The following is a 21,463-nucleotide window of genomic DNA, read 5'->3' as shown; positions in this document are numbered from 1 at the left end:
CCCCATGATTCGATTCCAGACAATTTGTGCGGGCGCGTTGGTGGCCTGGCTTGCAGCACTGCCTGCGCGGGGTTTGCACGCACAGACACAGGTGCCCGAAGCGAACGCCTCTGGCCAAGCTGAGCGCAAGGGCAGTGAACCCGGCAAACCCCATAAAGCATCGCACCTCAGGTTGGTGGACGTCACCCTCAACCAAGCACCCGTGGGCGAGTGGACGCTGCTCGACCACGAAGGCGAGCTTTACGCGACCCCGGAAATTCTCCAGCAGTGGCGGATTTCTCTGCCAGCAGGCGCCGCCTCCATCGAATTTCGCGATGCCTCTTGGTGGCCTTTGTTTGCCTTGCCCGGTTACCGTGCGCGTTTTGACTTCAGCACCCAAGCCTTGCAGCTCGAGTTCGCCCCCGAGGCGTTCACCACGACACAGATGAAAACCAACGCCGCCAAACCGCTGGCGCTGTCCATCGTCTCGCCGTCGGTTTTTGTCAATTACGACCTGGCACACACGGTGTCGCGAGGGACAGGCGTGACGACGCCCCACAGCACGGGGGTGTTGACAGAAATCGGACTGGCCACAGGCATGGGGACCTTGATCTCCAGTCAAGTAGGCCGAAATCTGGGCAGCACCGACCCCAACTTGCCCAGTGAATGGCGGCGTTTGGAGACGACCTGGACCAAAGACTTTCACGGCCAAAACATGACTCTGCGACTGGGTGACACCTCGACCCGGGCATCCCTGTGGGGCCGCAACATGTTTTTTGGTGGCGTCCAGTTGGGCACCAATTTTGGTTTGACACCCGGGTTTCTCAGTCAACCCCTGCCAACGCTTGCAGGGTCTGCCAGCAGCCCGGGAACTTTGGAGCTGTATGTCAACAATGCACTGCGGCAAATCTCGAATGTTCCTGCAGGGCCCTTCACGGTCGAGAACTTCACGCAGATCACGGGTGCGGGTGAGGCGCGTGTCGTGGTCAGGGATTTGTTGGGCCGAGAAACCGTGATCGTTTCCCCGTTTTTCACCAGCAGCCAGTTGCTTGAACAAGGCTTGCGTGACTGGAGTGTCAACGTGGGCAAAGAGCGCTTCAATCTGGGCACCCTGAGTGCCGACTACCGAGATGCGTTTGCGTCAGGGCTTTACCGGCAAGGTCTGACCAAAACTTTGACCCTTGAGGGCCGCGCCGAATGGTCCAAACCACTGCAAACGGCAGGCGTGGGCATCAACACCCAATTGCCCTTCCAGGCACTGGGTCAAGCTGCGCTGGCCACCAGCCGCGACGCCTCCGATCTCAGAGGAAGCAAGCTGTTGCTGGGGCTTGACCATCAGGATTTGAACAACGGTGTGAACCTGCGGCTGGTCAAAGCCTCACGCGATTACCGGGAGCTGGGGTTCAGCCCCACAGAGCGGGCGTACAAGGAAGAGCAAGCCGTCAACCTTCGGCACACCTTCGATGACAAGGCTTCGGTGGGTTTGAGTTTGGCGCGACTGCTGAGTCACGATCAGGGCTTGAGCAAGGTGATCACGACGAGTTACGCCATGCGCGTGGCTGAACGCGGCACACTGATTTTCAGTGGCACCCGCGTGTCAGGCAATCAATCGGGTTACACGGTCGGTGTTTCATTGTTGTTGCCACTGGACAAGCAGCGGGTGGTCACGGCTTCATTGAGCAAGACCCGGCAGGGCTGGGAAGGCTATACGGCCGCAACAGAGCCGATCGGCAACGAAACCGGGGTGGGCTGGCGTGTTCTTGGCGGCCATCGGGTCAGCGAAGACTATGCCGAGGGCGGCGTTTACTACCAAAGTGGCCGCGGTTTTCTCGGGGCTGATCTGGCCACTTCCGGTCAAACGCATACCCTTCGCCTGAATGCGCAGGGGGCTGCGGTGTTCATGGATGGGCGATTTTTTACGGCACGCAGATTGCAAAACAGCTTTGCCCTGGTCCATGTGCCCGGCTACCCCAATGTGGGGGTGGGTTTCCAGGGCGAGACCCTCACACACACTGACAAAGACGGCTTTGCCATGTTGCCTCGCCTGTCGGCCTACCAAACCAACACCATTCGACTCAATGCCAACGACCTGCCCATGAGCGCAGAACTGGACAGCATTGAGGCCACCGCCGTGCCCGCTTGGCGAAGTGGTGTGGCCGTCAAGTTTCCGGTGCGATCGGGGCAAGGCGCGTTGGTGAAAGTGGTCACGCCCGATGGCTCGCCCGTGCCTGCAGGCACCCGGGTTGAGCTGGTGGGCGACGGGAAAGAGTTTTTCGTGGCGCGGCGTGGCGAGGTGTTTCTGACCGGGCTGCAACAGCGCAACACGATCGCGCTCAAATGGGAAGGGTATGACTGCAAAGCACAGGTTGATCTTCCTGGTGCCGTCGATGCTGAAATCATTCGGCTTGGCCCTGTGACTTGCCGGGAGACCACACCATGATTCAGAGAATTTTTTGGGGCCATGCGGCGAGGGCTGTGGGTGCGTTTTTAGGTCTGGGGCTGTGGCTCATTTCACCGGTTGCCCAGGCGGGTCCATTCAGCTGTGCCTTGTCTTCGGTTTCCGGCATTTCCCTGGCCTACGACCCCATCTCGCCCTCGCAGTTGGTCGGCACGGGGACGGTCACCATCAACTGCACCAAGACAGGTGGCAACACCGACACGGTTTATTACGAGCTGGGCCTCAGCGGTGGGGTCAATTTGAGTGGCAGTCAAAGTCGGGCGCGCAACGGGGCCTCGGTGATTGCCTACAACACATGGCGTGATGTCGGGAACAGCCAAGTGTGGAACGATGTCTCCAGCAACCGCATCAAGGGCAGTCTGACTTCCACGGCGTCTACGACCGTCTATTTGAATTACTACATCTCTGTGCCGTCCGCACAAAATGTCGGTGCAGGCACCTACCTGGACACCCAAACTGCCAAGCTTTACCAAGGCAGCAGCGCGGCCTTGGCATCGACAGACATCGCCCCCACGGTTCAGACCTTCGGTGTCTCACTGGCTGTGGCGGGCAAGTGCGCGCTGAGTTCGCCGCCGGGGAACGTCAACTTCGTGTACACATCCTTTCAAACCACCGCGAGTTTGGCCAGCACGTCTTTTGCTGTGACCTGCCTAAGCAACACGACTTACGACATGTCTTTGGACTCAACGTTCGGCAGCTTGTTGGGGCTGAACTACAGCTTGTCACTCAGCAAAACAGGCGTCCAGACCGGCAACGGATTGGCGCAGAGTGCAACGATCAATGGGTCCATGGCCAGTGGTCAATCCGGCACCTGCAATGGCGCTGCGTGTACGGCCAGCGAGGTCCGAACGCTGACCATCACTTATTGAAGAGAATTATTCAGCCCCCTTGGCCAAGGCGGTGATTCACGCTTGAGCGCGGTCGCGGTCGGGGTCGGGGTTGGCCCCCAGGTGCCGCACCACTTGTGCAATGCGCCAGCCCAATTGCAGTCCCTGCGCCAAGGCCAATTCGTTCAGGCCGTTGACCACGCCGTTGTCCAACCCGTCTTGTGCCTCGCCAATGCGGGCCGAGGTGTGTGCGAACAAAATGGCCAGCACACCCACCGCCTGCAACTCGTGCAGTGCCACTCTGCCGGCGTTGTCTTTGCCGCCGCCGGCATCGTTGAAGGCCACTGCAAAAGGCTTGTGGGTTTGCGCCGTCACGAAATGCGAGGCCGACAAACCGCCGTGTGAGCCGGACACAATCACCGTGCCAGCATGCGTGGCGTTGACCAGCGCAATCGAGTCCAGCAACACCAGGGCGCGCGTGCTCACAGCGTCTCCCTTTGCACATCTTGCTCAAAGCTGGCGTTTTGCAGTGGGTCGTTTTCGGCCATCCAGCCGCTGTAGACGGTTTTGAAGTCTTGCACGATCTGCGCCAGCGGCATGTCGTCGAAAGTGCCGCGCTGGTTCACATACTCCATGTGCCGGTTGCCCGCCTTGTCAAACGGGTGGTAGATCGAGTCGTTCAGCCCGTCAAACGCCAAGGGCAGCAGTCCGAACTTGTCGCACAACTCAATGTTGAAAGCGGGCGTCGCCTTGACCCACTGACCGCCCAGCCAAATGTCGGCATAGCCGTGCCAGATGAACACATCGGTTTGCATGGTCTGGCGCAAGCGTTCGGTGCTCAGGTGGTTGCGCACATCGGCATAGCCCAGTCGGGCGTGCAGGCCCGCAGCGCGGCAGACCGCCGCCATCAGGGCCGCTTTGGGCACGCACCAGCCCGAGCCTTGGGCCAGGACCGAACTGGCGCGCATGCCTTCGGGCGACAAATCGATGCGGTAGGGGTCGTAGCGAAACTGGTCGCGCACCGCCAGGTAGAGGGCCACGGCGCGTTCGCGGTCATCACGGCCTTGCGCGTGTTGGCGGGCAAAGGCCACCACGCCAGGGTGGTCGCTGTCGATCAGGGCGGTGGGGGCCAAAGTGGCGGCCGAGGGCAGGGTGTTCATGCCTTTTACTTTAGCCTGTGCGGCAGACCGGGCATGTCACGCTCGCTATAGTGGCATTTTTTGCCCGATGGGGCATGGGTTCGGAAAGGCTGTCATGTCGTGTGTTTTGCGTTTTGGCGCCGTGAGCGTGCACTTGGGTGCCAAGTCAGGTAAGTACCCCGACGGTAACCAGCTCATCGTGCAGGGCGCCGATGTGCGGGTGGCCTTTGACACGCCCGAGGTGGCCAACCGCATTGGCCCCGAGCTGGACACGGTGGACCTGGTGATCCTGGGCCATGTGCACGAAGACCACATGGCGGGTCTGCACCGCTTGCTCCATGCCCCGGTGCAGGTGCACGAAGCCGACCTGGCTGCCGCTCAGTCTTGGGATGGCATGTGCCGGCACTACGGCTACCCGCAAGACGTGCTCGATGCCATGCGGGTGATTGTCGAGAAAGACTTTCACTACCACCCGCGCCCCGATGCCACCGGCTACAGCGACGCTGCGCAATGGGACCTGGGGGGCGGCGTCACCGTGAGCGCCCATCACCTGCCGGGCCACACGGCAGGCCACTGCGCCCTGGTGGTGGAAAACGAAGGTCTGGCCTTCATTGGGGACATCGACCTGACCGGTTTTGGCCCGTATTACGGCGACGCCACCTCCAACCTGGCTGACTTTCGGCAAACCCTGAAAAAAGTGGCCGAGCTGGATGCCCGCATCTGGGTCACTTCGCACCACAAGGCAGTGGTCACCGACCGGGCGCAATTCGGGGCCGATCTGGCGCGCTTTGCCAGCAAGATCGACGAGCGCAGCGACAAGCTGCTGGGCTATCTGCAAACACCACACAGCCTGGACGAACTGGTCCAGCGGCGCTTGCTTTACCCTGCAGGCTACGACGTGCCTTTTGTGCACTGTGCCGAGCGCAACACCATTCAGATGCACCTGTCCGAGTTGCTGGCGCAGGGCCAAATCCAGCCACACGGTGATGGCCGCTATGTGGTTTGTTGAGAGGGCAGCCGCTAAAAAAAAAGCCCCGAGCCGCGAGGCCAGGGGCGTTGAAGAACGAAACCGTCAGGCAACTGCAGAAAGCTTGACCAGCTCAGTGTACTGTATATTTAAACAGTTATTTATCGCCTGAGCCCATTGACACTGAACCCAAGCCTATGCCTTTGACAAGACGCCGCCGCGATGATTTTGAAGACAGCCGGGTGTACGAATACCCGCAACACCTGCGGCAAGCCATCGAAGATGCCCCCACTGGTGCGGGCGTTTACACCTTCCATGGCCAGGCAGGTGACTTGCCGCTGTACATCGGCAAAAGCATCAACATCCGCGCCCGCTTGCTGTCGCATCTGCGCACGCAGGACGAGGCACGCATGCTGCGCCAGACCCAGCGCATCAGCCACATCCGCACGGCCGGTGAAATCGGGGCCTTGCTGTTAGAGGCTCAGATGATCAAGGCCCAGCACCCGCTGTTCAACCAGAAGCTGCGCCGCAACAAACAACTGTGCAGCCTGCAAATGGCGGGGGGCGTGCCCGAAGTCGTGTATTCCAAAGACATCGACTTTGCGACACAGCCCGACCTGTACGGCCTGTTTGCCAGCCGACACGCTGCCCTGGATGCCTTGCGCGCCATCGCTGACCAGAACAAGCTGTGCTACGGCCCCTTGGGCCTTGAAAAACTGCCCCCTGGCAAAGCCTGTTTTCGGGCCGCTATTCGCCAATGCGCAGGCGTTTGCCGGGGCGACGAAACACCACAGGACCACCGCGAGCGAGTGTTCACCAGCCTGCAGGCCCTGCGCGTAGAGTGCTGGCCCTTTGGCGGGGCTGTCGGCCTGGTCGAGCGCGACGAAGACCTCACGCAAATCCATGTGGTCAACCATTGGTGTTACTTGGGCAGTGCCCCCACGGCCAACCAAGCGCGCCAGCTCAGCACCATGGCCACCGGCTTTGACGCCGACGGCTACAAGATCCTGTGCCGACCATTGCTGACGCAGAGCGTCGAAGTGCTGGCTTTGTGAGCGCAGGCCGTCAAAGCCAAGTGTCTTTTTGCAGTGGCCCTGACGCCAAGGCGGGTATTGAAAAGGCTGCGCCAAGCCACTGCTAGACTCTCTCTTCCAAAAAAACCAACGCAGACATGCCCCACGATTCGCCCATCGACATCGTTTATTTGTGGGTTGACGGGAACGACTCCACCTGGCGTGCCAAACGCCAGGCAGCCCTGCACCAACTTGCCCACGATTCCAGCGCCGCCATGGCCCGCTACAGCAATGTGGAGGGCCGTTTTCGCGATAACCATGAGTTGCGCTACAGCTTGCGTGCGCTGGAGAAGTTTTTCCCGGATCACGGCCACGTTTACATCGTCACCGATGCCCAGGCCCCTGATTGGTTGCGATCTTCCGATCGCCTGACCTTGGTGGACCACCGCGAGCTGATGCCCGAAGCGTCTTTGCCCACCTTCGATTCGGGGCACATCGAGTCCTGGATTCACCACATCCCCGGTCTGTCGGAGCGCTACTTTTACTTCAACGACGACGTGTTCTTTGGCGCCCCTGTTCAGCTGGACGACTGGTTCCATCCGGGTGGGTTTCATGTCACCTGGTCCGACGACCCTGAGGTCACCAATGAAGCCATGCGCATGGACGCGACGTCCCTTGAGAACGCCTGCCGCCTTTCGATCCAGTGGCTCACCGAAAAAGCCCGCCTGGGCACGCCCGCAGTGCGTGAGCAAGACCCCGTGTACCAAAGCACTTTTCGCACCTTTGCCCATTCGCCAAGGCCCATGCTGAAGTCGATCTTGCTGGAGCTGGAGGACACAGCGCCTGAGTTGTTTGCCGCTGTCAGGTCGACCGTGTTTCGCAGTTGGGACAAGCCCACCATCGTTTCAGACTTTGTGCTGCGTTGGGCGTTGGCGCATGGGGTGGCAAGCATCCGCCCCTACCGCCACCGCTATGTCTCGACGGGTGAGGACAATCAAAACGTGCAGTTGCAAGCCCTGGTGTCCGAATTCGGTTCGCTGTCTTTCTTTTGCATCAACGACACCACCGACGATGCGCAAACCAGTGACCCGCGTTTGACGAACGTGCTGGCTGCGTTGCAGTCCATTTTGCCAACCCCTTCGGGCTTTGAAAACCCGGTTGCCTTGGCGCTGGACTCCACAGCGCTCCAAGTTGCTGCGCCCTCTTTTCAGGCCCGTTCCACCCAGGCCAATCCCCAGAATCCCACCAACGCAGCAGGGCTTCAGCAAAGGGCTTAAGGCTTGTGGATGGCCTTCAGCGCAAGGACTGGCGCGTGATGGTTGATGGTGGCAAGGGGAATTCTTCAGTGGCGTCTGACCGCTCTTGGCCAAGCAGGGCCGCCAAAGCTTCGCGGCTGTTCAAACGGTGTTCGGGCAACTGACGGGTTTGCTGCAAGGCCAGGTGTTTGGTCGCCCGGCCTCGTACCCGCATGCGCCAGACCCTGAATGACCGGGTTTTCAAGGATGCGCGCATCAGGGCAATCACCTCGGGCTCGGTCAAGTCAAACTGCAGGGCAATGGCTTCAAAGGGCGTGTCATCTTGCCAGGCCATGGCAATGATACTGGACACATCTGCCTCAGACAGTGTCCCGGAAAAGGGCTTGAGTGGGTTCATGGTGGCGCCTTGTGGGGGTCAGCTGAGCATGTTCGCCAGTTGCACCGCTGAGCCGGATGCCAGCGTGAAGCCCAAAGCCCCTTGGCCGGCATTGATGTAGAGGTTGTGGGGCCCGTTGGCCTGGCGACCAATGACTGGCAAGCCCGTTGGCGTGGCAGGACGCATGCCCGCCCAGGGGTGTATGTCAGTGTAGCGGGAGCAATCCGGAAAGAGGGCTTGGGTGGCTTGCTGCAAAGTCTGAATCTGGCGGTCTTGCACGCGGTCATCGTGACCGACCAGCTCCACCATGCCGGCAGCACGAAGCCGCTGTCCCAGCCGTGCGAACACAATTTTGCGTGCGCTGTCGGTGATGCTGACTTTGGGCGCGACGCCCGTGCCATCCGTAGCAACTGTGATGCTGTAACCCTTGAGTGGATAAACCGGTAAGCGCACACCCACAGCGGCCGCCATAGCGGGTGCCGCATGGCCTGTGCACAACACAAAGGCATCGGCTGCCACCTCGCCACCTTTGTCCAGACTTACCGCTGTGAGCTTGTCACCAGAAGTGACCCAGTTCTTGAATGCCTGCCCCACAAGCAAGGCAGCGCCCTGTGCGCTCAGAATCTGCGCCAAGGCATCGCAGACTTGCTTGCAATCTGCGGCGCATTCGCTTTCGGTGTAGATCGCGCCTGTAAAGGTTTTTTGTGGGTGCACCAAAGCAGGTTCGATGGCGCAAGCTTCGGGGGCGCTCACAGCCATCTGGGTGGCTCCCCCCAATTGCTTTTGCAGCGCCATTTGCTGCCGCGCAGCAGCAAACGAAGCCTCAGAGCGAAAGAGCACCAACTTGCCCGACTCGGAAAAGTCGCAGTGCATGTTTTCACGCTCGCGCATGGCGTCAAACACCAGCCGGCTATGAGCGGCCAGGGCCAGCAATTGCGAGGTGGTTGTTTGCGATTGTTGCGCGCTGCAGGCCTGCAGGAACTGCCACACCCAAGCCCACTGACGGGGGTCCCACTGGGGCCTGATCTTGAGTGCCGAAGACGGCGACAGCAGCAGTTTGGGCAATTGGGCCCAAATGCCAGGATCGGCCAAAGGCTGCACGTAGGCATAGCTCAGCTGGGCACCATTGCCGCCGCTGGCGCCAGATGCGGGCGTTGCACGGTCAATCACGGTGACCCTGTGACCGCGTTGTGTCAGCTCGTAGGCGGTGGTCAGGCCGATGATGCCAGCACCCAGTACGCACACATGCATTGGCTTCCTTTTGTGCAGTGAAAAGCCCCTGGTGCCCGGGTGTACTCACCCATGGCCCTAGGGGCATCGATATAAGAGTCTACCCTGATGCCGTTCTGATTTATGGGGCTAACGGGCGCAAATTGTGCTAAATACCAGGGTCTGGTTTTTTAACTTTTTAATGAGGCATCACATGAAGCGTCGCAATCTGTTTTGGGTCTTGGGTTTGGCCGCTGCCATGGCGGCGCCTGTGCAAGCACAACAATTCTTTCGCATCGGCACAGGAGGCACTGCGGGCACTTACTACCCCGTGGGCGGCATGATCGCCAACGCCGTTAGCCAGCCCGGCAAGATCGTGGCCACGGCACAGGCAACCAACGGCTCTGTGGCCAACGTGAACGGCGTGGCAGGGGGTGCGATGGAGTCGGGCTTTTCGCAATCCGATGTGGCCACGTGGGCCTATACCGGCACCGGCGTTTACGAAGGCAAGCCCAAGGTGTCCGACCTGCGCATGATCGCCAACCTGTATCCCGAGAGCATTCACCTGGTGGTCAAAAAAGGCTCGGGCATCAAGTCGGTGGCTGACCTCAAAGGCAAGCGCGTGGCGCTGGACGAGCCAGGCTCTGGAACTTTGGTCAATGCCCGCATCGTGTTGGCTGCTTATGGCGTGAAAGAAAGCGACATCAAGCCCGAGTACATCAAGCCGAACCAGGCCGGTGACAAGCTCAAGGACGGGGCACTCGATGCCTTCTTCTTTGTGGGCGGTGCGCCTGCTGGGGCGATTGCCGAGTTGGCTTCGAGTGGTGCGGGCATCGAGTTGGTGTCCTTGGCGGGTCCACAGGCAGATGCTTTGCGCAAGACCAATCCTTACCTGGCGGTCGACACCATTGCTGCAGGCACCTACAAAGACGTGCCGGCTGTGCAGACCATGGCCATGGGCGCCCAATGGGTGACCAGTGCCAAGGCCGATACCGAAACCGTGTACCAGATCACCAAAGCGCTTTATGGCAAAGCCGCTCAGGACACACTGGCGGCAGGGCATGCCAAGGGCAAGTTCATCACCAAGGAAAACGCGGTCAAGGGCGTGGGCATTCCATTCCACCCTGGTGCTGAGAAGTTCTACAAAGAAGCCGGTTTGCTGAAGTGACGCTTTGGCACGGGGCGCTGCTGCATCCCGTGCCATGAACACCAAGGCTTTTGCGCCTCGGATTTTCAACAGGGCGCTTGGGCGCCTTGTGTTTTTGAACAGGGCGCCAGGGCGCCCTGTGTTTTGAAGGACTGGTATGACCGAAGCCCGCGAGCGCGACATGCGCGATTTGCAGGAACTCGAAGAAAAGTTTGATCCCGAAATGCGTTTCAGGCCCACGTTGCCACCCGCAACAGTGATCGTAAAGTGGTTGCTGATCACCCTCTCGGGATTCCATTACTACACGGCTGGCTTTGGTCTTTTGCGAGAGACCACTCACCGCGGTGTTCACCTGGCCTTTGTGCTGGGGCTGATTTTTCTGGTGTTTGCAGCTTTCAAGTCCGATGCAGACAGTGCTGTTTCAAAAAGCCGTTTCAGCATTGGCGGTGTGCCGCTGGTGGACTGGCTTTTGGGCCTGGCTTGCGCCGCCAGCGTCATGTACATCCCGTATGTGTTTGACGATCTGGCCTTCAGGGTGGGCAACCCGGACACGATCGATGTGGTCATGGGCTCGGTCCTCTTCATCACTTTGCTGGAGGCCACGCGCCGCTCCATGGGCTGGCCCTTGCCCTTGATTGCGCTGGGGTTCACGGCCTACGCACTGGCGGGGCCTTACTTTCCGGGCTTGCTCAAACACGCGGGCGCCAGCTGGAGCCAGATGATCAACCACCAGTACCTGACCAGTCAGGGCATCTACGGTGTGGCGGTTGGCGTGGTGGCCACCTACGTGTTTCACTTTGTACTGTTTGGCGTTTTGGCTACGCGCATTGGTTTGGGACAGGTGTTCCTCGACATTGCCTCCACAGTGGCCGGGCGTTACGCCGGGGGTCCTGCCAAGGTCAGCGTGTTTGGCTCGGCCATGTTCGGCACGCTCAGCGGATCGTCAGTGGCCAATGCGGTCACGGTGGGCTCGCTCACCATCCCGGCCATGATCCGTGTCGGCTACCGCCGCGAGTTTGCCGGCGCGGTCGAGGCCGCGTCATCGACGGGCGGGCAGATCACGCCACCCGTGTTGGGCGCGGCAGCCTTTTTGATGGTCGAGTTTTTGAATGTGTCTTACCAGACCATCATTGCAGCCGCCATCGTGCCCGCGTTCATGCATTTCTTTGGGGTCTTCATGCAGGTTCACTTCGAGGCCAAGCGCTACGGCTTGCGTGGCCTGACCGAAGAAGAAATGCCCAAGCTGCGTGAGTCATTTCAGCAGCGCTGGCCCACCTTGATTCCCTTGGTTTTGCTGATCACGATTTTGGTGTCTGGCCGTACGCCTTATCTGGCCGCGTTCACAGGCATCACGTCTTGCATGATCGTGGGTCTGAGCACCTCGGTGCGGGGCAACCGCGGCGCCAACTGGGTCTTGCTGGTGGTGCTGCACGTGCTGCTGGCGTTGACTGCCTTTGTGGATTGGGGCAGTGAGGGCGAGACCATCAAGCTGGGCCTGTTGGCCTTGGGCATCGCGTTGGTCTGGGCCGGGCAAAAGTGGCTGGGCATGATGGGGCGCATCGACAACGCCGTGCTGCTCGAAGCCTTTGAGACCGGGGCCAAATACGCGCTCGCAGTCGGTGCCGCCGCCGCCACAGTGGGCATTGTGATTGGTGTGGTCACCCTCACAGGGGTGGGTTTCAAGATCAGCTTCATCATCACGGGCTGGGCACAAATCATCGCCGCTTTCATGATGGACTGGTTGCCTGCGTTCATGGCCGATGCCAAGTCCTTGACGCTGCTGGCCGCTTTGTTCATGACCGGCATTGTTTGCATCCTGATGGGCTGCGGCATTCCGACCACGGCCAACTACATCATCATGGTCACGGTGGCCGCACCGACCTTGGTGCAATTGGGTGTGGAGCCTTTGGTGGCCCATTTCTTCGTGTTCTATTACGGCGTGTTGGCCGATATCACGCCGCCCGTGGCGCTGGCGGCCTATGCGGCAGCGGGCATGGCAGGCAGTGACCCGTTCAAGACCGGCAACATGGCCTTTCGATTGGGCTTGGCCAAAGTGCTGGTGCCTTTTGTGTTTGTGTTTTCACCCTCACTGCTGCTGGTGGCCAAAGGCTTCACCTGGGCGGACTTTGCGGTCACTTTCATTGGCTGTGTGCTGGGCATCGTGGCGCTTGCAGCGGCCCTCAGCGGTTACCTGATGGCGGAGATGAAGCGCTGGGAACGCGCGCTGTGTGCCATCGGGGCGCTGTGCCTGATTGCCCCAGGCCTGAAAATCAGTTTGCTGGGCTTGGTGTTGATGCTGCCAGTCCTGGTGAGCCAATGGACCGTGAGCAGGGCTTCATACAAGCCCTCTCAAGCATGAGCCTGAAAACAAGGTGCTTTCGAGCGCCTTGTTTTGTCGGGCGTTTGTGGCACTAAACTCTCGGCTTGTTGAGAATGCAGCTTTTTAACCTGGCCGGATGCGCCGTGCCGACGCCTTTTCCTGATTGCCCATGAAATTCAAAATGTCTGAAAAGTCGCTGTTTGCGACTTTGTTACGCGCCCCCTGGTGGGTGAGCTTTCTGGTGATGTTGGCCGTGGCCCTGGTCGCGGGTGCCTTGCTGCCCGACGCCTACAAAATTGCCGGCATGCTGGGTGCTTTCCCTTTTTTGGTGATCGGCATCATGGCAGCATGGCGGCAAAGAAACGCCATTTCGCCAGAGCGCATCGAGCAACTGACTGACCAGGCTCGCAGCATGGTTTGGCGTGATTTTTCGATCCTGGTCGAAGAGGCTTTGCGCCAACAAGGTTTTGAGGTGAGTCGCCTGAGCAGTGGCCCGGCTGATTTTCAGATCGAAAAAAATGGCCGCATCACCTTGGTCAGCGCCAAACGCTGGAAGGCTGCCACCGTCGGTGCAGAGCACCTGCGCGAACTGCTGGCAGCCCGTGAAAGCCAGCAAGCCTTTTCATGCACCTGCATGAGCCTGGGCATCTTCAGCCAATCGGCGATTGACCTGGCCAGCCAAAACCCCATCCAGTTACTCGGTCCTGCCAACATCGCGCAACTCATGCACGATGGCGCCAATGCACTGAACCCTTAAGGCGCAGGCGCTTTTCTTTTTTGAGTATTCAAGGATTGACATGACACGACCCCTCCTCGATGAATCGGCCATTCACCCAGCCATTCGCCAACGCATTGCCGAGCATCACCTGCCGGTGATCCAGCAGGTGCAAACCGCCATCGCGCAACACGCCGTTGTGGTGGTGGGTTTGTCGGGCAATCCCTTTGTGGGCAAAGCCCGCAAGGCTTTGACGGCAGCCGGTGTGGCGCACGACTACCTGGAGTTTGGCAGCTACTTTTCGCAGTGGCGTTTGCGCAATGCCCTGAAGATGTGGACTGGCTGGCCGACATTTCCGATGGTGTTTGTCAAGGGCATGTTGATCGGCGGTGCAGACGATTTGCAGCGCCTGATCGACAGTGGCGAACTCAAGACCTTGCTGCAGCCCTGAGTGACATGGCGGTCCGCGCAAAACCCGAGTTGTGGCGCACTGAGGTGGGCGATGCGGTGGCCGTGCTCCATATTCCGGGCGCATTGCAACGCCGCCGAACCTTTGACATCGATGTCAGCCTGGTGGTGCGCGTGCCGCCCGACAACGAAGAGGCCTGGCACGAGCTGACGCTGGAAGTCGATGGCAGGCGCCAGTGGAGCAGGCGCATCCCAAGCAACTGCCCCGGGCAAACCGACGGGCTGGATTACCACTGCCGAACCGTGCTCGAGGCAGGCCCGGCGATGCGCATTCGCGCTGTGGCAGGGACACACGGATCGGTGGTCCAGCGCCTGCTGATCGAGGCACGGGAAGACGCCTAGTCGCCTGGTTTGATTTCCTGGCGACAGGCCGACGCGCTTGTCATGTCAGGTGGTGGTGCTTTGAAATTCGCGCCACAACAGGTACAGGCCACTGGCCACCACCACGCAGGCCCCCAACACCACAGCCAGGTCGGGCATCTGGCCAAAGACCAGCCAGCCGAACAAGCACATGTAAATGATCTGTTGGTATAAAAACGGGCCCAGCACCGCTGCCGTGGCATAACGTTGCGCCACAGCCACAAAGTAGTGGCCAATGCCGCCGCACAAACCGGCCAGGGCCATGATGAACCACTCGAGGTGCGTGGCGGGTGTTTGCCATTGCCACAGGGCGAACGGTGTCAGAACCAGGGTGGCCACGACCGCCGAAGTCATCTGTGTGGTGGCCGGGTTTTCGCTGCTGGCCAGGTAACGCGTCATCATGTTGAACAGCGCGTACAAAACCGCGTTGAGCGCCGACAACAAGATGGCCGGATGAAACCCCTGGCTGCCGGGGCGAATGATGACCAGCACGCCCGCAAAGCCCACCGCAATGGCCGCCCACCGCTTGGCGTCAAGGCGCTCACCCAGCCACCAGGCCGACAGCAGGGCGATCAAAATGGGCACAGAAAATTGCATGGCGCCCGTTTCGGCCAACTGCAGGTACTGCAAAGCCCAGAAGTTCAAGGCCGTCATGGTGGCCAGCATCAAGCCCCGCACAAACTGCAAGCCCGGGTGCCGCCAGCGCACCAGGTCGCCTTGAATGGAAGGGGCAAACACAGCGATGGACAACAGCGAATGCGTCAAAAAGCGCATCCACACGACTTGCAACACGGGCAAGCTCAGCACCAGCCATTTGGCCGACGCATCAAGCGTTGCAAACATCAGGGTGGTCACGGTCACCAGCGCAATGCCGATGCGGCGGTGTCGTGGGTTATCGGTAAAAAGCTGGCTCATGGCAACGCGCTCAGTCCCTGTCTGCCAGGGCCTGAAGGGCTGTCAGCGTGGGCTGGGTGTTTCCAGTCCGCCTGTGTAAAAGCGGTTGAAAGTGGGCGAGATGATCAATTCGTTGATGCAGGTGCGCGCAGGCATTTGGGCCAGAAACAAAATGGCCTGCCCCATGTCTTCGGCTTGCACCATGCGTTCGCGCTGGGCTTGTGACGGGGGCACGGGACGTTTGTCCAGAATGGGGGTGGCCACTTCGCCAGGCAACAAGGCGGTGGCCCGGATGCCGTGCGTGCATTCCTCCATGTTGATGGATTCGTTCAGGGCCAGTACGGCGCGTTTGGTGGCGTTGTAAGCCGGCCCGGTCAGCTTGGAAGCATACAAGCCTGCCCAGGACGAGACGTTGATGATCAGGCCGCCTTGCTGCTGGCGCATGGTGGGCAAAACCGCGTGCACACAATAAAACAAGCCGGACAGGTTGATGGCGACCACATCGTCCCAGGCCTCCGGGGTGACCACGTCGAAATTGCGTTGTGTGGCGTTGGTGCCAGCGCTGGTGACCAGGATGTCGATGCGGCCGTGTTGCGCCGTGATGTTTTGCGCCACCGCTTTCACGGCGTGTTTGTCCGCTACGTCGAGCAACACCGCTTCGGCGCTGCCCAATGCTTGCAGGGTGGCCAGTGCGCTGGCGTTGGTGGCTGCGTTGCGGCCCGAGATCACCACATGGACGCCGGCTTTGACCAGTTCGATCGCGCCAGCCAGCCCTATGCCGCTGCCACCCCCGGTGATCCAGGCGACTTGTCCGGTAAGTGGGTTGGTCATGAGCATGTCCTGTTCGAGAAGTGGGGGCATTCAGGCGCATTGAGCGGGTTGGCTGCCAATCACGCCATTAAATCAGTCTCGGTCGCGATGGCTGCTGCCCAGGTGACAGATAAAAGGTGACGGGTGGCAAGCAGCGTTGGGGTCGCTTTGGCCGTTTGCAGGCGCAGCCAAAAGCGAGTGGGGCGTTGCCCAGGCGCATCACTTGGGTAAATCGCGTGCGCCGCTTTCAGGGCGGAACATTTTGAAAAGCTGCTCCGGCCCGATGCTGAAGTAATCGGCTGGACCGCCGCCCCTCAAGATATGCCCTGCGCGGGCGGTGTCGTAGACCCCATTGGGCGTGAGCCGTGGGTCGATGTGGATGCCCACCACTTCGCCAAAGATCATCCAGGTCTCGATTTTTTTCCCCTCAAGATCTTGCAGTTGCAGGATCTGCGTGCACCGGCACTCAAAGCTGACCGGGCTTTGCGCCACACGGGGCACCCCCACGATGCGCGAGGGCTCGGGCGTCAGGCCTGCCAGGTCAAATTCGCTGACTTCAGGGGGCACCGCCTCACAGGTCTGGTTCATCACCTCGGCCAAATCGCGGGTCACCAGGTTCCAGACAAACTCGCCGGTAGCCTCGATGTTGTTCAGAGAGTCTTTGCGCCCGATGCTCGAAAAACCAATCACTGGCGGCACGTAATTGAAAGCGCTGAAAAAGCTGTAAGGCGCCAGATTCAGCACGCCACTGGCGCTGCGGCTGGACACCCAGCCGATCGGCCGTGGGCCTACGATCGAGTTGAACGGGTCGTGCTTCAGGCCGTGGCCGAGACGGGGTTCGTAGAAATGCATCAGGGGCGCCTTGACGATGTGGGGATGGCTGAAGGTTAACCCACCATGACATGGGGTGATGTCACCTTTGCCACCGTTATTGAAGGACTTTTTCGGGTGCAAAAAGGGGGCTTCGGTTTGCTCCGATCCGTGCGGAGCGCGAAAAAAAACCCCTCGAAAGGGGTTTTAGCGAGCAGAAAAGAAAAGGATCACTTCTTGACGCAAGCTGCATTCTTCTCGTTTTCTTTCTTGGAGCAGTCGACTTTTTTGTCATCCATCTTGCCGCCACCATGGCTGCCTGCAAAGGAAGGCGCGGACATCAGCATGAAAGCGGAAACGAGAGCGGTCATCACGATTTTCATAGAAACACCTATAAGGTAAGAGGTTGAAAAAAAGGCCAGAATCAAGTGTCATTCCGGACAATAGTCCAAAAAACACAATTACATCCTATCAAGCATCAAAGGCACACGGAGAACATGGACAAATCCCGCCAAGGCAAAAAAGTTTCTCAAATGGTGATTTTCCGCCTTCAGGGCATGGTTTTGGCCACAGGCCTCATGGCTTGGGTGTCGCCAACCGCTGCGCAAGAACGCTTCAAGCCCGCAGATTCTGATGTGGTGGCGGCTTCTTCGGTCCACGGACAAACCGGCCGCAATGGCTCCCTGCGCGCCCTTGACCAAGCCTGGCGTGCGCAGCCAAAGAACCTGGATGCCTCTCTGGCCTACGCCCGGGCGGTTTTTACGCTGGGGCTGACCGAAGGCGACTTGCGCTGGTTCGGTTCGGCCAAGGCGGCATTGACGCCCTGGTGGCAAGCCACTGACTTGCCCGCAGAGGGCTACTTTTTGAGGGGGCTGGTCAAGCAAGGGTTTCACGAATTTGATGCAGGCTTGCAAGACATCCAACAGGCCATCGCCAAAGAACCGCGCCGTGCCGAGTTCTGGTCATGGCGATTTGCCCTGCATTTGCTGCTGGCCGACATGACTGCCGCCCGACAGGACACCGAAGAAATAGCCCGACTCTTTGACATGCAAGAGGCCCACGTCTACCGGGCGGTTTTGCTTTACCGCACAGGGCAAGCCCAGCCAGCCGTTGACCTGTTGAACACCGCGATCCGAGAGGCCTACTTTCAAGACCCATCCTCGCAAGACTGGCTGGGCTTTCATCTGGGTGAAGCACACCGCGTGGCTGGACAGTCTGATAAAGCCATCGCCGCCTGGGACAAGCAACTGAAAGTCAATCCAAAATCCCACCTGCTCAGGCTTTCGCTGGCCGAATTGCTGAACCAGCAGGGCAAATACCGCCAGGCCAAAACCATCGCTTTGGGCAATGCGGACAAACTTGGCACCAGCACGATCACCGATGCGTTGTTGATGCAGGCCTTGCTGGCCAGTCGGGGCCTGAAAGACCCGGACGAACCCCAGCTGGCCAAGCAGATGGCCGATCGCCTGCAGTCACAAGCGCTTCGCAAAGAGTCGCTCATTGAACGTCCCAAACTCATCTACCTTATTGCTTACGGTCAAGACCCTGCAGCAGGCCTTGCCCTGTCCATTGACAACTGGCAGCTGCAAAAAGAACCCCCAGACGCCTTGCTGTTCATTCAGGCTGCGCTGGCGGTCAACCAACCCCGAGCCGCTGAGCCCGTGGTCCAGTGGGCCGAGCAAACCGGCTACACCGATCCGCCATTGAAGCGTCTTGTCGAACAACTCAAACAGCACCCGCTCTGGGCAGGAGGTCGCAAATGATGCCCCGCCCTGCAGTCAATGCTTTGCGCCAATGGGCCGTTGGTGTTGGCTTGCTTTGGGCCAGCCTGTTGCTGGTTGGCAGCGCCATGGCGCACTCCAGCAGCAACAGCTACCTCACGCTCAGTGCCGACGCCAAGCAACTGACCCTTCGCGCCGATATCCACCTGCGTGACATCGACCTGATCTTTGACTTGGACAGCAACCGCGATGGTCAGATCACCTGGGGGGAAACCCAGGGGCGCAGCGCACAACTCAACACCTGGCTGGCCCAAGGCATCCAGCTCAGCGAATCTGGTCAAATTTGCGCACTGGGCGTGCCTGATTTGCAAGCCAGCCAGCACGCCGATGGCTCCTACCTCAGCGCCCAATGGGCCGCCAGTTGCCCAGGGCTGACCAAGGTGTCCAGCGCCGAGTTGTCGCTGCGATATGGCCTGATCTTTGCGCAGGACAAGCTTCACCGCGGCTTGCTCAAGGTGGATTTTCCCGGCTACCAAAGCAGCGCTTTGCTCAGCCCGGAGCGGCCTGAGGCTGAGATTTCACAGGCCGACAGCAGCGCCCTGAAGGTGTTTGGCCGTTACGTGGTGGAAGGCGTCTGGCACATCTGGATCGGCATTGACCACATCCTTTTTCTGCTCAGCCTGTTGGTACTGGCTCCGCTGCAGCCATCGCGCCAGCGGGTCACTCAGTGGCAAGCGGCTGCACAAGCCAGACCTGTGGTGCTGGACGTTTTGGCGGTGGTCACGGCATTCACAGTGGCGCACTCCATCACCTTGGGGCTGTCCATTCTGAAATGGCTGGAGCCTTCAGCCGACTTGATCGAGCCTGCGATTGCCTTGTCGGTGGTGTTGGCCGCGCTGAACAACCTGTTCGGCTGGAGCGCCCTCAAGCGTTGGCGGTTGGCCTTTGTCTTTGGCTTGGTGCACGGTTTTGGTTTTGCCAATGTCCTGCTGGACCTGGGCTTGCCCACCAGCGCACTGGCAGCAGCGCTGGGCGGTTTCAATGTGGGGGTAGAACTGGGCCAGCTGGCCATCGTGCTGGCGTTTTTGCCATTGGCCTGGTGGCTGCGCTCCACCCGCTTTTACCGCTGGGTGGTGGTGGCCGGCGGCTCCCTGGCCATCGTGGTCCTGGGCTTGTTCTGGACCCTTGAACGTACAGGCTTGATCGCCTGATGCGCTGTTCAATATTCGCAGCGACCGGTCAGTCCAAGGCCTTAGTGGCCCTGCGCAAACCGAGTCGCGCAAGGGCTACATGGTGGAAGACAGGCCGCCATCCACCACGAGCGTCTGGCCGGTGATGAACCCAGCTTCGTCCGAAGCTAAAAATGCAACGGCTGCTGCCAGGTCTTGCGGCAGACCCCAGCGGCCGGCAGGGGTGCGCTTCTGCAACCATTCGTCAAACGAAGGGTCTGTCCACAGCGCCTTGGTCAATTCGGTGCGTATGTAGCCTGGCGCAATGGTGTTGATCGTCACGCCGGCAGGCGCCAGCTCGGTGGACCACTGTCGAACCATGGCGTGCAGTGCGCCTTTGGCTGCGGTGTAAGCACTCAATCGCTCGCGGCCCAAAACAGCGGTGATCGAGCCCGTGAAGAGAATTCGTCCCCTACCGCGGGTCACCATGGCCCGAGCAGCGTGTTGCGCCAGTGCCCATTGCGCAGTCAGGTTAAATGCGATGACGCGCTGGAAGTCTGAAAGTTCAAATTCCAGCAATGCCTCTCGGTGCTGAATGCCTGCGTTGGCAAACAAGATGTCGAGTGGCCCCAATTCTTGCTCAATCTGGTCAACGGCCTGTACGCTGGCGGTGGTGTCGCCCACATCAAAGGACATGGGCCGAAAATCAAGCCCGCTGCGCTGTCCTTCAGCCACAGTGCTGTGCACGGCTTCAGGCTCACGGCCATTGATGACGACCGTTGCCCCCTGCCTGGCCAGTGTTTCTGCCGCGGCAAGACCTATGCCGCGGGTTGAACCAGTCACCAGGGCCAAACGGCCCTTCAAACTAAAAAGGGGGCGAAGGCCCTCGCTCAAAATCCCACCTGTTTTCCACCTTTCAGATTGAGAATCTGGCGGGCTTCAGCGGGTGTGGCGATTTCTAGATTCAGGGCTTCCAGTACGGTGCGGATACGACGCACTTGGTCCGCACTGGATTGCGCCAGTTGGCTTGGCCCCATCCACAAAGAGTCCTCCAAGCCGACTCGAACGTGTGAGCCCATGGCAGCGCCCATGCTGGCGAGTGGGATCTGGTTTTTACCGGCACCCAAAATGGACCATTGGTACTGGTCGCCGAACAAGCGGTCTGCCGTTCTGCGCATGTGCATCAGATCTTCCGGGTGCGCGCCAATGCCACCCAGGATGCCGAACACCGACTGCACAAAAAGTGGGCCTGAGACCAAGCCCCGGTCCATGAAGTGCGCCAGGTTGTAAAGGTGGCTGATGTCGTAGCACTCGAACTCGAAACGTGTGCCGTTGTCAGTACCTCTGCGAAGAATGGTTTCGATGTCTTTGTAGGTGTTCTTGAAAACCAGATCGCGGCTGTTTTCAAGGTGCTGATGCTCCCAGTCGTGCTTGAGGTCCTTGTAGCGATCGAGCATGGGAAAGAGGCCGAAATTCATGGAGCCCATGTTGAGTGAGGCCACTTCGGGCTTGAATTGCATGACCGGCCGCATGCGGTCTTCGACCGTCATGTGCGGGCTGCCGCCGGTGGTGATGTTGATCACTGCATCGGTGCTGGCTTTTATTTTTTCCAGAAAGGGAACAAAAAGCGCTGGGTCTTGCGAGGGCTTGCCATCGACCGGATCGCGCGCATGCAGGTGCAGGATGGCTGCGCCCGCTTGTGCCGCATCGATGGCTGCTTTGGCAATTTCATCCGCAGTCACCGGAAGGTAGGGTGACATGCTGGGTGTGTGAATCGCCCCTGTGGGGGCACAAGTGATGATGACTTTGCGGTTTTTACTCATTT

Annotated in this window: 22 protein-coding genes; 12 read left to right on the top strand and 10 right to left on the bottom strand. The window is 59.7% G+C overall.

Going from position 1 to position 21,463, the window contains the following annotated elements:
* Positions 1 to 4: 4 nt before the first annotated feature.
* Positions 5 to 2,419 carry a fimbria/pilus outer membrane usher protein gene (locus tag B9Z45_RS02680; protein ID WP_108405696.1) on the top strand — a complete coding sequence of 805 codons (2,415 nt, stop codon included), beginning with the start codon at positions 5 to 7 and terminating at the stop codon, positions 2,417 to 2,419.
* Positions 2,416 to 3,306, top strand: coding sequence for a spore coat protein U domain-containing protein (locus B9Z45_RS02675; RefSeq protein ID WP_108405695.1), 891 nt, complete (start codon positions 2,416 to 2,418; stop codon positions 3,304 to 3,306). The genes B9Z45_RS02680 and B9Z45_RS02675 overlap by 4 nt, the downstream gene beginning before the upstream one ends.
* Positions 3,307 to 3,342: 36 nt before the next feature.
* Here the strand turns inward: B9Z45_RS02675 and B9Z45_RS02670 are convergent, their stop codons facing one another.
* Both B9Z45_RS02670 and B9Z45_RS02665 read right to left on the bottom strand, forming a co-directional pair.
* Entirely contained in the window at positions 3,343 to 3,750 is a 408-nt protein-coding gene (locus B9Z45_RS02670) for a hypothetical protein (RefSeq protein WP_108405694.1), read from the bottom strand.
* Positions 3,747 to 4,424 carry a transglutaminase family protein gene (locus tag B9Z45_RS02665; RefSeq protein WP_108405693.1) on the bottom strand — a complete coding sequence of 226 codons (678 nt, stop codon included), beginning with the start codon at positions 4,422 to 4,424 and terminating at the stop codon, positions 3,747 to 3,749. Before B9Z45_RS02665 ends, B9Z45_RS02670 begins: the two co-directional genes overlap by 4 nt.
* Positions 4,425 to 4,518: 94 nt before the next feature.
* On the opposite strand from B9Z45_RS02665, the gene B9Z45_RS02660 reads away from it, so the two are divergent.
* From B9Z45_RS02660 to B9Z45_RS02650, 3 genes are all read left to right on the top strand, one after another.
* Complete coding sequence (locus B9Z45_RS02660; protein ID WP_108405692.1) at positions 4,519 to 5,412, top strand: MBL fold metallo-hydrolase; 894 nt, start codon at positions 4,519 to 4,521, stop codon at positions 5,410 to 5,412.
* A 155-nt stretch (positions 5,413 to 5,567) separates the two neighbouring features.
* Positions 5,568 to 6,425, top strand: a complete 858-nt coding sequence (gene cho / locus B9Z45_RS02655; protein WP_108405691.1) for an excinuclease Cho — start codon at positions 5,568 to 5,570, stop codon at positions 6,423 to 6,425.
* 116 nt (positions 6,426 to 6,541) lie between these two features.
* The gene (locus B9Z45_RS02650; RefSeq protein ID WP_108405690.1) at positions 6,542 to 7,660 is read left to right on the top strand and encodes a stealth family protein; all 1,119 of its coding nucleotides are present in this window, start codon (positions 6,542 to 6,544) and stop codon (positions 7,658 to 7,660) included.
* A gap of 16 nt (positions 7,661 to 7,676) precedes the next feature.
* Here the strand turns inward: B9Z45_RS02650 and B9Z45_RS02645 are convergent, their stop codons facing one another.
* Together B9Z45_RS02645 and B9Z45_RS02640 are read right to left on the bottom strand one after the other, a co-directional pair.
* Complete coding sequence (locus B9Z45_RS02645) at positions 7,677 to 8,036, bottom strand: TIGR03643 family protein (RefSeq protein WP_108405689.1); 360 nt, start codon at positions 8,034 to 8,036, stop codon at positions 7,677 to 7,679.
* A gap of 18 nt (positions 8,037 to 8,054) precedes the next feature.
* A complete protein-coding gene (locus tag B9Z45_RS02640) occupies positions 8,055 to 9,266 on the bottom strand; it encodes a D-amino acid dehydrogenase (protein WP_108405688.1) in 1,212 nt (403 codons plus the stop codon).
* A 172-nt stretch (positions 9,267 to 9,438) separates the two neighbouring features.
* Here B9Z45_RS02640 and B9Z45_RS02635 point away from each other — a divergent pair, with 172 nt between their 5' ends.
* The 5 genes from B9Z45_RS02635 to B9Z45_RS02615 all read left to right on the top strand — a co-directional run bounded on the left by B9Z45_RS02635 (position 9,439) and on the right by B9Z45_RS02615 (position 14,216).
* Positions 9,439 to 10,392 carry a TAXI family TRAP transporter solute-binding subunit gene (locus B9Z45_RS02635; RefSeq protein WP_108405687.1) on the top strand — a complete coding sequence of 318 codons (954 nt, stop codon included), beginning with the start codon at positions 9,439 to 9,441 and terminating at the stop codon, positions 10,390 to 10,392.
* 136 nt (positions 10,393 to 10,528) lie between these two features.
* A complete protein-coding gene (locus tag B9Z45_RS02630) occupies positions 10,529 to 12,730 on the top strand; it encodes a TRAP transporter permease (protein WP_233252043.1) in 2,202 nt (733 codons plus the stop codon).
* A 130-nt stretch (positions 12,731 to 12,860) separates the two neighbouring features.
* Positions 12,861 to 13,448: a restriction endonuclease gene (locus tag B9Z45_RS02625; RefSeq protein WP_108405686.1), complete on the top strand. Its 588-nt coding sequence runs from the start codon at positions 12,861 to 12,863 to the stop codon at positions 13,446 to 13,448.
* 40 nt (positions 13,449 to 13,488) lie between these two features.
* On the top strand, positions 13,489 to 13,857 hold the full coding sequence (locus B9Z45_RS02620; RefSeq protein WP_108405685.1) for a glutaredoxin domain-containing protein: 369 nt from the start codon (positions 13,489 to 13,491) through the stop codon (positions 13,855 to 13,857).
* A gap of 5 nt (positions 13,858 to 13,862) precedes the next feature.
* Complete coding sequence (locus B9Z45_RS02615; RefSeq protein ID WP_108405684.1) at positions 13,863 to 14,216, top strand: hypothetical protein; 354 nt, start codon at positions 13,863 to 13,865, stop codon at positions 14,214 to 14,216.
* Between the two features lie 45 nt (positions 14,217 to 14,261).
* Here the strand turns inward: B9Z45_RS02615 and B9Z45_RS02610 are convergent, their stop codons facing one another.
* From B9Z45_RS02610 to B9Z45_RS17015, 4 genes are all read right to left on the bottom strand, one after another.
* Complete coding sequence (locus B9Z45_RS02610; RefSeq protein WP_108405683.1) at positions 14,262 to 15,149, bottom strand: DMT family transporter; 888 nt, start codon at positions 15,147 to 15,149, stop codon at positions 14,262 to 14,264.
* A gap of 42 nt (positions 15,150 to 15,191) precedes the next feature.
* Positions 15,192 to 15,959: an SDR family oxidoreductase gene (locus tag B9Z45_RS02605; RefSeq protein ID WP_108405769.1), complete on the bottom strand. Its 768-nt coding sequence runs from the start codon at positions 15,957 to 15,959 to the stop codon at positions 15,192 to 15,194.
* A 198-nt stretch (positions 15,960 to 16,157) separates the two neighbouring features.
* Positions 16,158 to 16,790, bottom strand: coding sequence for a flavin reductase family protein (locus B9Z45_RS02600; RefSeq protein ID WP_199221823.1), 633 nt, complete (start codon positions 16,788 to 16,790; stop codon positions 16,158 to 16,160).
* 188 nt (positions 16,791 to 16,978) lie between these two features.
* Positions 16,979 to 17,131 carry a hypothetical protein gene (locus B9Z45_RS17015; protein ID WP_158270362.1) on the bottom strand — a complete coding sequence of 51 codons (153 nt, stop codon included), beginning with the start codon at positions 17,129 to 17,131 and terminating at the stop codon, positions 16,979 to 16,981.
* A 114-nt stretch (positions 17,132 to 17,245) separates the two neighbouring features.
* On the opposite strand from B9Z45_RS17015, the gene B9Z45_RS02595 reads away from it, so the two are divergent.
* Positions 17,246 to 18,511 carry a tetratricopeptide repeat protein gene (locus B9Z45_RS02595; protein WP_108405682.1) on the top strand — a complete coding sequence of 422 codons (1,266 nt, stop codon included), beginning with the start codon at positions 17,246 to 17,248 and terminating at the stop codon, positions 18,509 to 18,511.
* Positions 18,511 to 19,680, top strand: coding sequence for a HupE/UreJ family protein (locus B9Z45_RS02590; protein WP_158270361.1), 1,170 nt, complete (start codon positions 18,511 to 18,513; stop codon positions 19,678 to 19,680). The genes B9Z45_RS02595 and B9Z45_RS02590 overlap by 1 nt, the downstream gene beginning before the upstream one ends.
* 75 nt (positions 19,681 to 19,755) lie before the next feature.
* Here B9Z45_RS02590 and B9Z45_RS02585 read toward each other — a convergent pair whose 3' ends face one another.
* Positions 19,756 to 20,502, bottom strand: a complete 747-nt coding sequence (locus B9Z45_RS02585) for an SDR family NAD(P)-dependent oxidoreductase (protein WP_255561977.1) — start codon at positions 20,500 to 20,502, stop codon at positions 19,756 to 19,758.
* Between the two features lie 26 nt (positions 20,503 to 20,528).
* Positions 20,529 to 21,461, bottom strand: a complete 933-nt coding sequence (locus B9Z45_RS02580) for a 3-keto-5-aminohexanoate cleavage protein (RefSeq protein WP_108405679.1) — start codon at positions 21,459 to 21,461, stop codon at positions 20,529 to 20,531.
* Between the last annotated feature and the right edge of the window lie 2 nt (positions 21,462 to 21,463).

The sequence above is a fragment of the Limnohabitans sp. 2KL-17 genome, assembly GCF_003063415.1.
Taxonomy (GTDB): Bacteria; Pseudomonadota; Gammaproteobacteria; order Burkholderiales; family Burkholderiaceae_C; genus Limnohabitans_A.
This window is presented reverse-complemented; position numbering and strand designations above follow the sequence as displayed.

What these genes read in the sequence shown, in the direction of transcription:
- B9Z45_RS02680 (WP_108405696.1), top strand. Translation starts at nt 5, where the DNA reads ATGATTCGATTCCAGACAATTTGTGCGGGCGCGTTGGTGGCCTGGCTT.
- B9Z45_RS02675 (WP_108405695.1), top strand. Translation starts at nt 2,416, where the DNA reads ATGATTCAGAGAATTTTTTGGGGCCATGCGGCGAGGGCTGTGGGTGCG.
- B9Z45_RS02665 (WP_108405693.1), bottom strand. Translation starts at nt 4,424, where the DNA reads ATGAACACCCTGCCCTCGGCCGCCACTTTGGCCCCCACCGCCCTGATC.
- B9Z45_RS02660 (WP_108405692.1), top strand. Translation starts at nt 4,519, where the DNA reads ATGTCGTGTGTTTTGCGTTTTGGCGCCGTGAGCGTGCACTTGGGTGCC.
- cho (WP_108405691.1), top strand. Translation starts at nt 5,568, where the DNA reads ATGCCTTTGACAAGACGCCGCCGCGATGATTTTGAAGACAGCCGGGTG.
- B9Z45_RS02650 (WP_108405690.1), top strand. Translation starts at nt 6,542, where the DNA reads ATGCCCCACGATTCGCCCATCGACATCGTTTATTTGTGGGTTGACGGG.
- B9Z45_RS02645 (WP_108405689.1), bottom strand. Translation starts at nt 8,036, where the DNA reads ATGAACCCACTCAAGCCCTTTTCCGGGACACTGTCTGAGGCAGATGTG.
- B9Z45_RS02640 (WP_108405688.1), bottom strand. Translation starts at nt 9,266, where the DNA reads ATGCATGTGTGCGTACTGGGTGCTGGCATCATCGGCCTGACCACCGCC.
- B9Z45_RS02635 (WP_108405687.1), top strand. Translation starts at nt 9,439, where the DNA reads ATGAAGCGTCGCAATCTGTTTTGGGTCTTGGGTTTGGCCGCTGCCATG.
- B9Z45_RS02630 (WP_233252043.1), top strand. Translation starts at nt 10,529, where the DNA reads ATGACCGAAGCCCGCGAGCGCGACATGCGCGATTTGCAGGAACTCGAA.
- B9Z45_RS02625 (WP_108405686.1), top strand. Translation starts at nt 12,861, where the DNA reads ATGAAATTCAAAATGTCTGAAAAGTCGCTGTTTGCGACTTTGTTACGC.
- B9Z45_RS02620 (WP_108405685.1), top strand. Translation starts at nt 13,489, where the DNA reads ATGACACGACCCCTCCTCGATGAATCGGCCATTCACCCAGCCATTCGC.
- B9Z45_RS02615 (WP_108405684.1), top strand. Translation starts at nt 13,863, where the DNA reads ATGGCGGTCCGCGCAAAACCCGAGTTGTGGCGCACTGAGGTGGGCGAT.
- B9Z45_RS02610 (WP_108405683.1), bottom strand. Translation starts at nt 15,149, where the DNA reads ATGAGCCAGCTTTTTACCGATAACCCACGACACCGCCGCATCGGCATT.
- B9Z45_RS02605 (WP_108405769.1), bottom strand. Translation starts at nt 15,959, where the DNA reads ATGACCAACCCACTTACCGGACAAGTCGCCTGGATCACCGGGGGTGGC.
- B9Z45_RS02600 (WP_199221823.1), bottom strand. Translation starts at nt 16,790, where the DNA reads ATGCATTTCTACGAACCCCGTCTCGGCCACGGCCTGAAGCACGACCCG.
- B9Z45_RS17015 (WP_158270362.1), bottom strand. Translation starts at nt 17,131, where the DNA reads ATGAAAATCGTGATGACCGCTCTCGTTTCCGCTTTCATGCTGATGTCC.
- B9Z45_RS02595 (WP_108405682.1), top strand. Translation starts at nt 17,246, where the DNA reads ATGGACAAATCCCGCCAAGGCAAAAAAGTTTCTCAAATGGTGATTTTC.
- B9Z45_RS02590 (WP_158270361.1), top strand. Translation starts at nt 18,511, where the DNA reads ATGCCCCGCCCTGCAGTCAATGCTTTGCGCCAATGGGCCGTTGGTGTT.
- B9Z45_RS02580 (WP_108405679.1), bottom strand. Translation starts at nt 21,461, where the DNA reads ATGAGTAAAAACCGCAAAGTCATCATCACTTGTGCCCCCACAGGGGCG.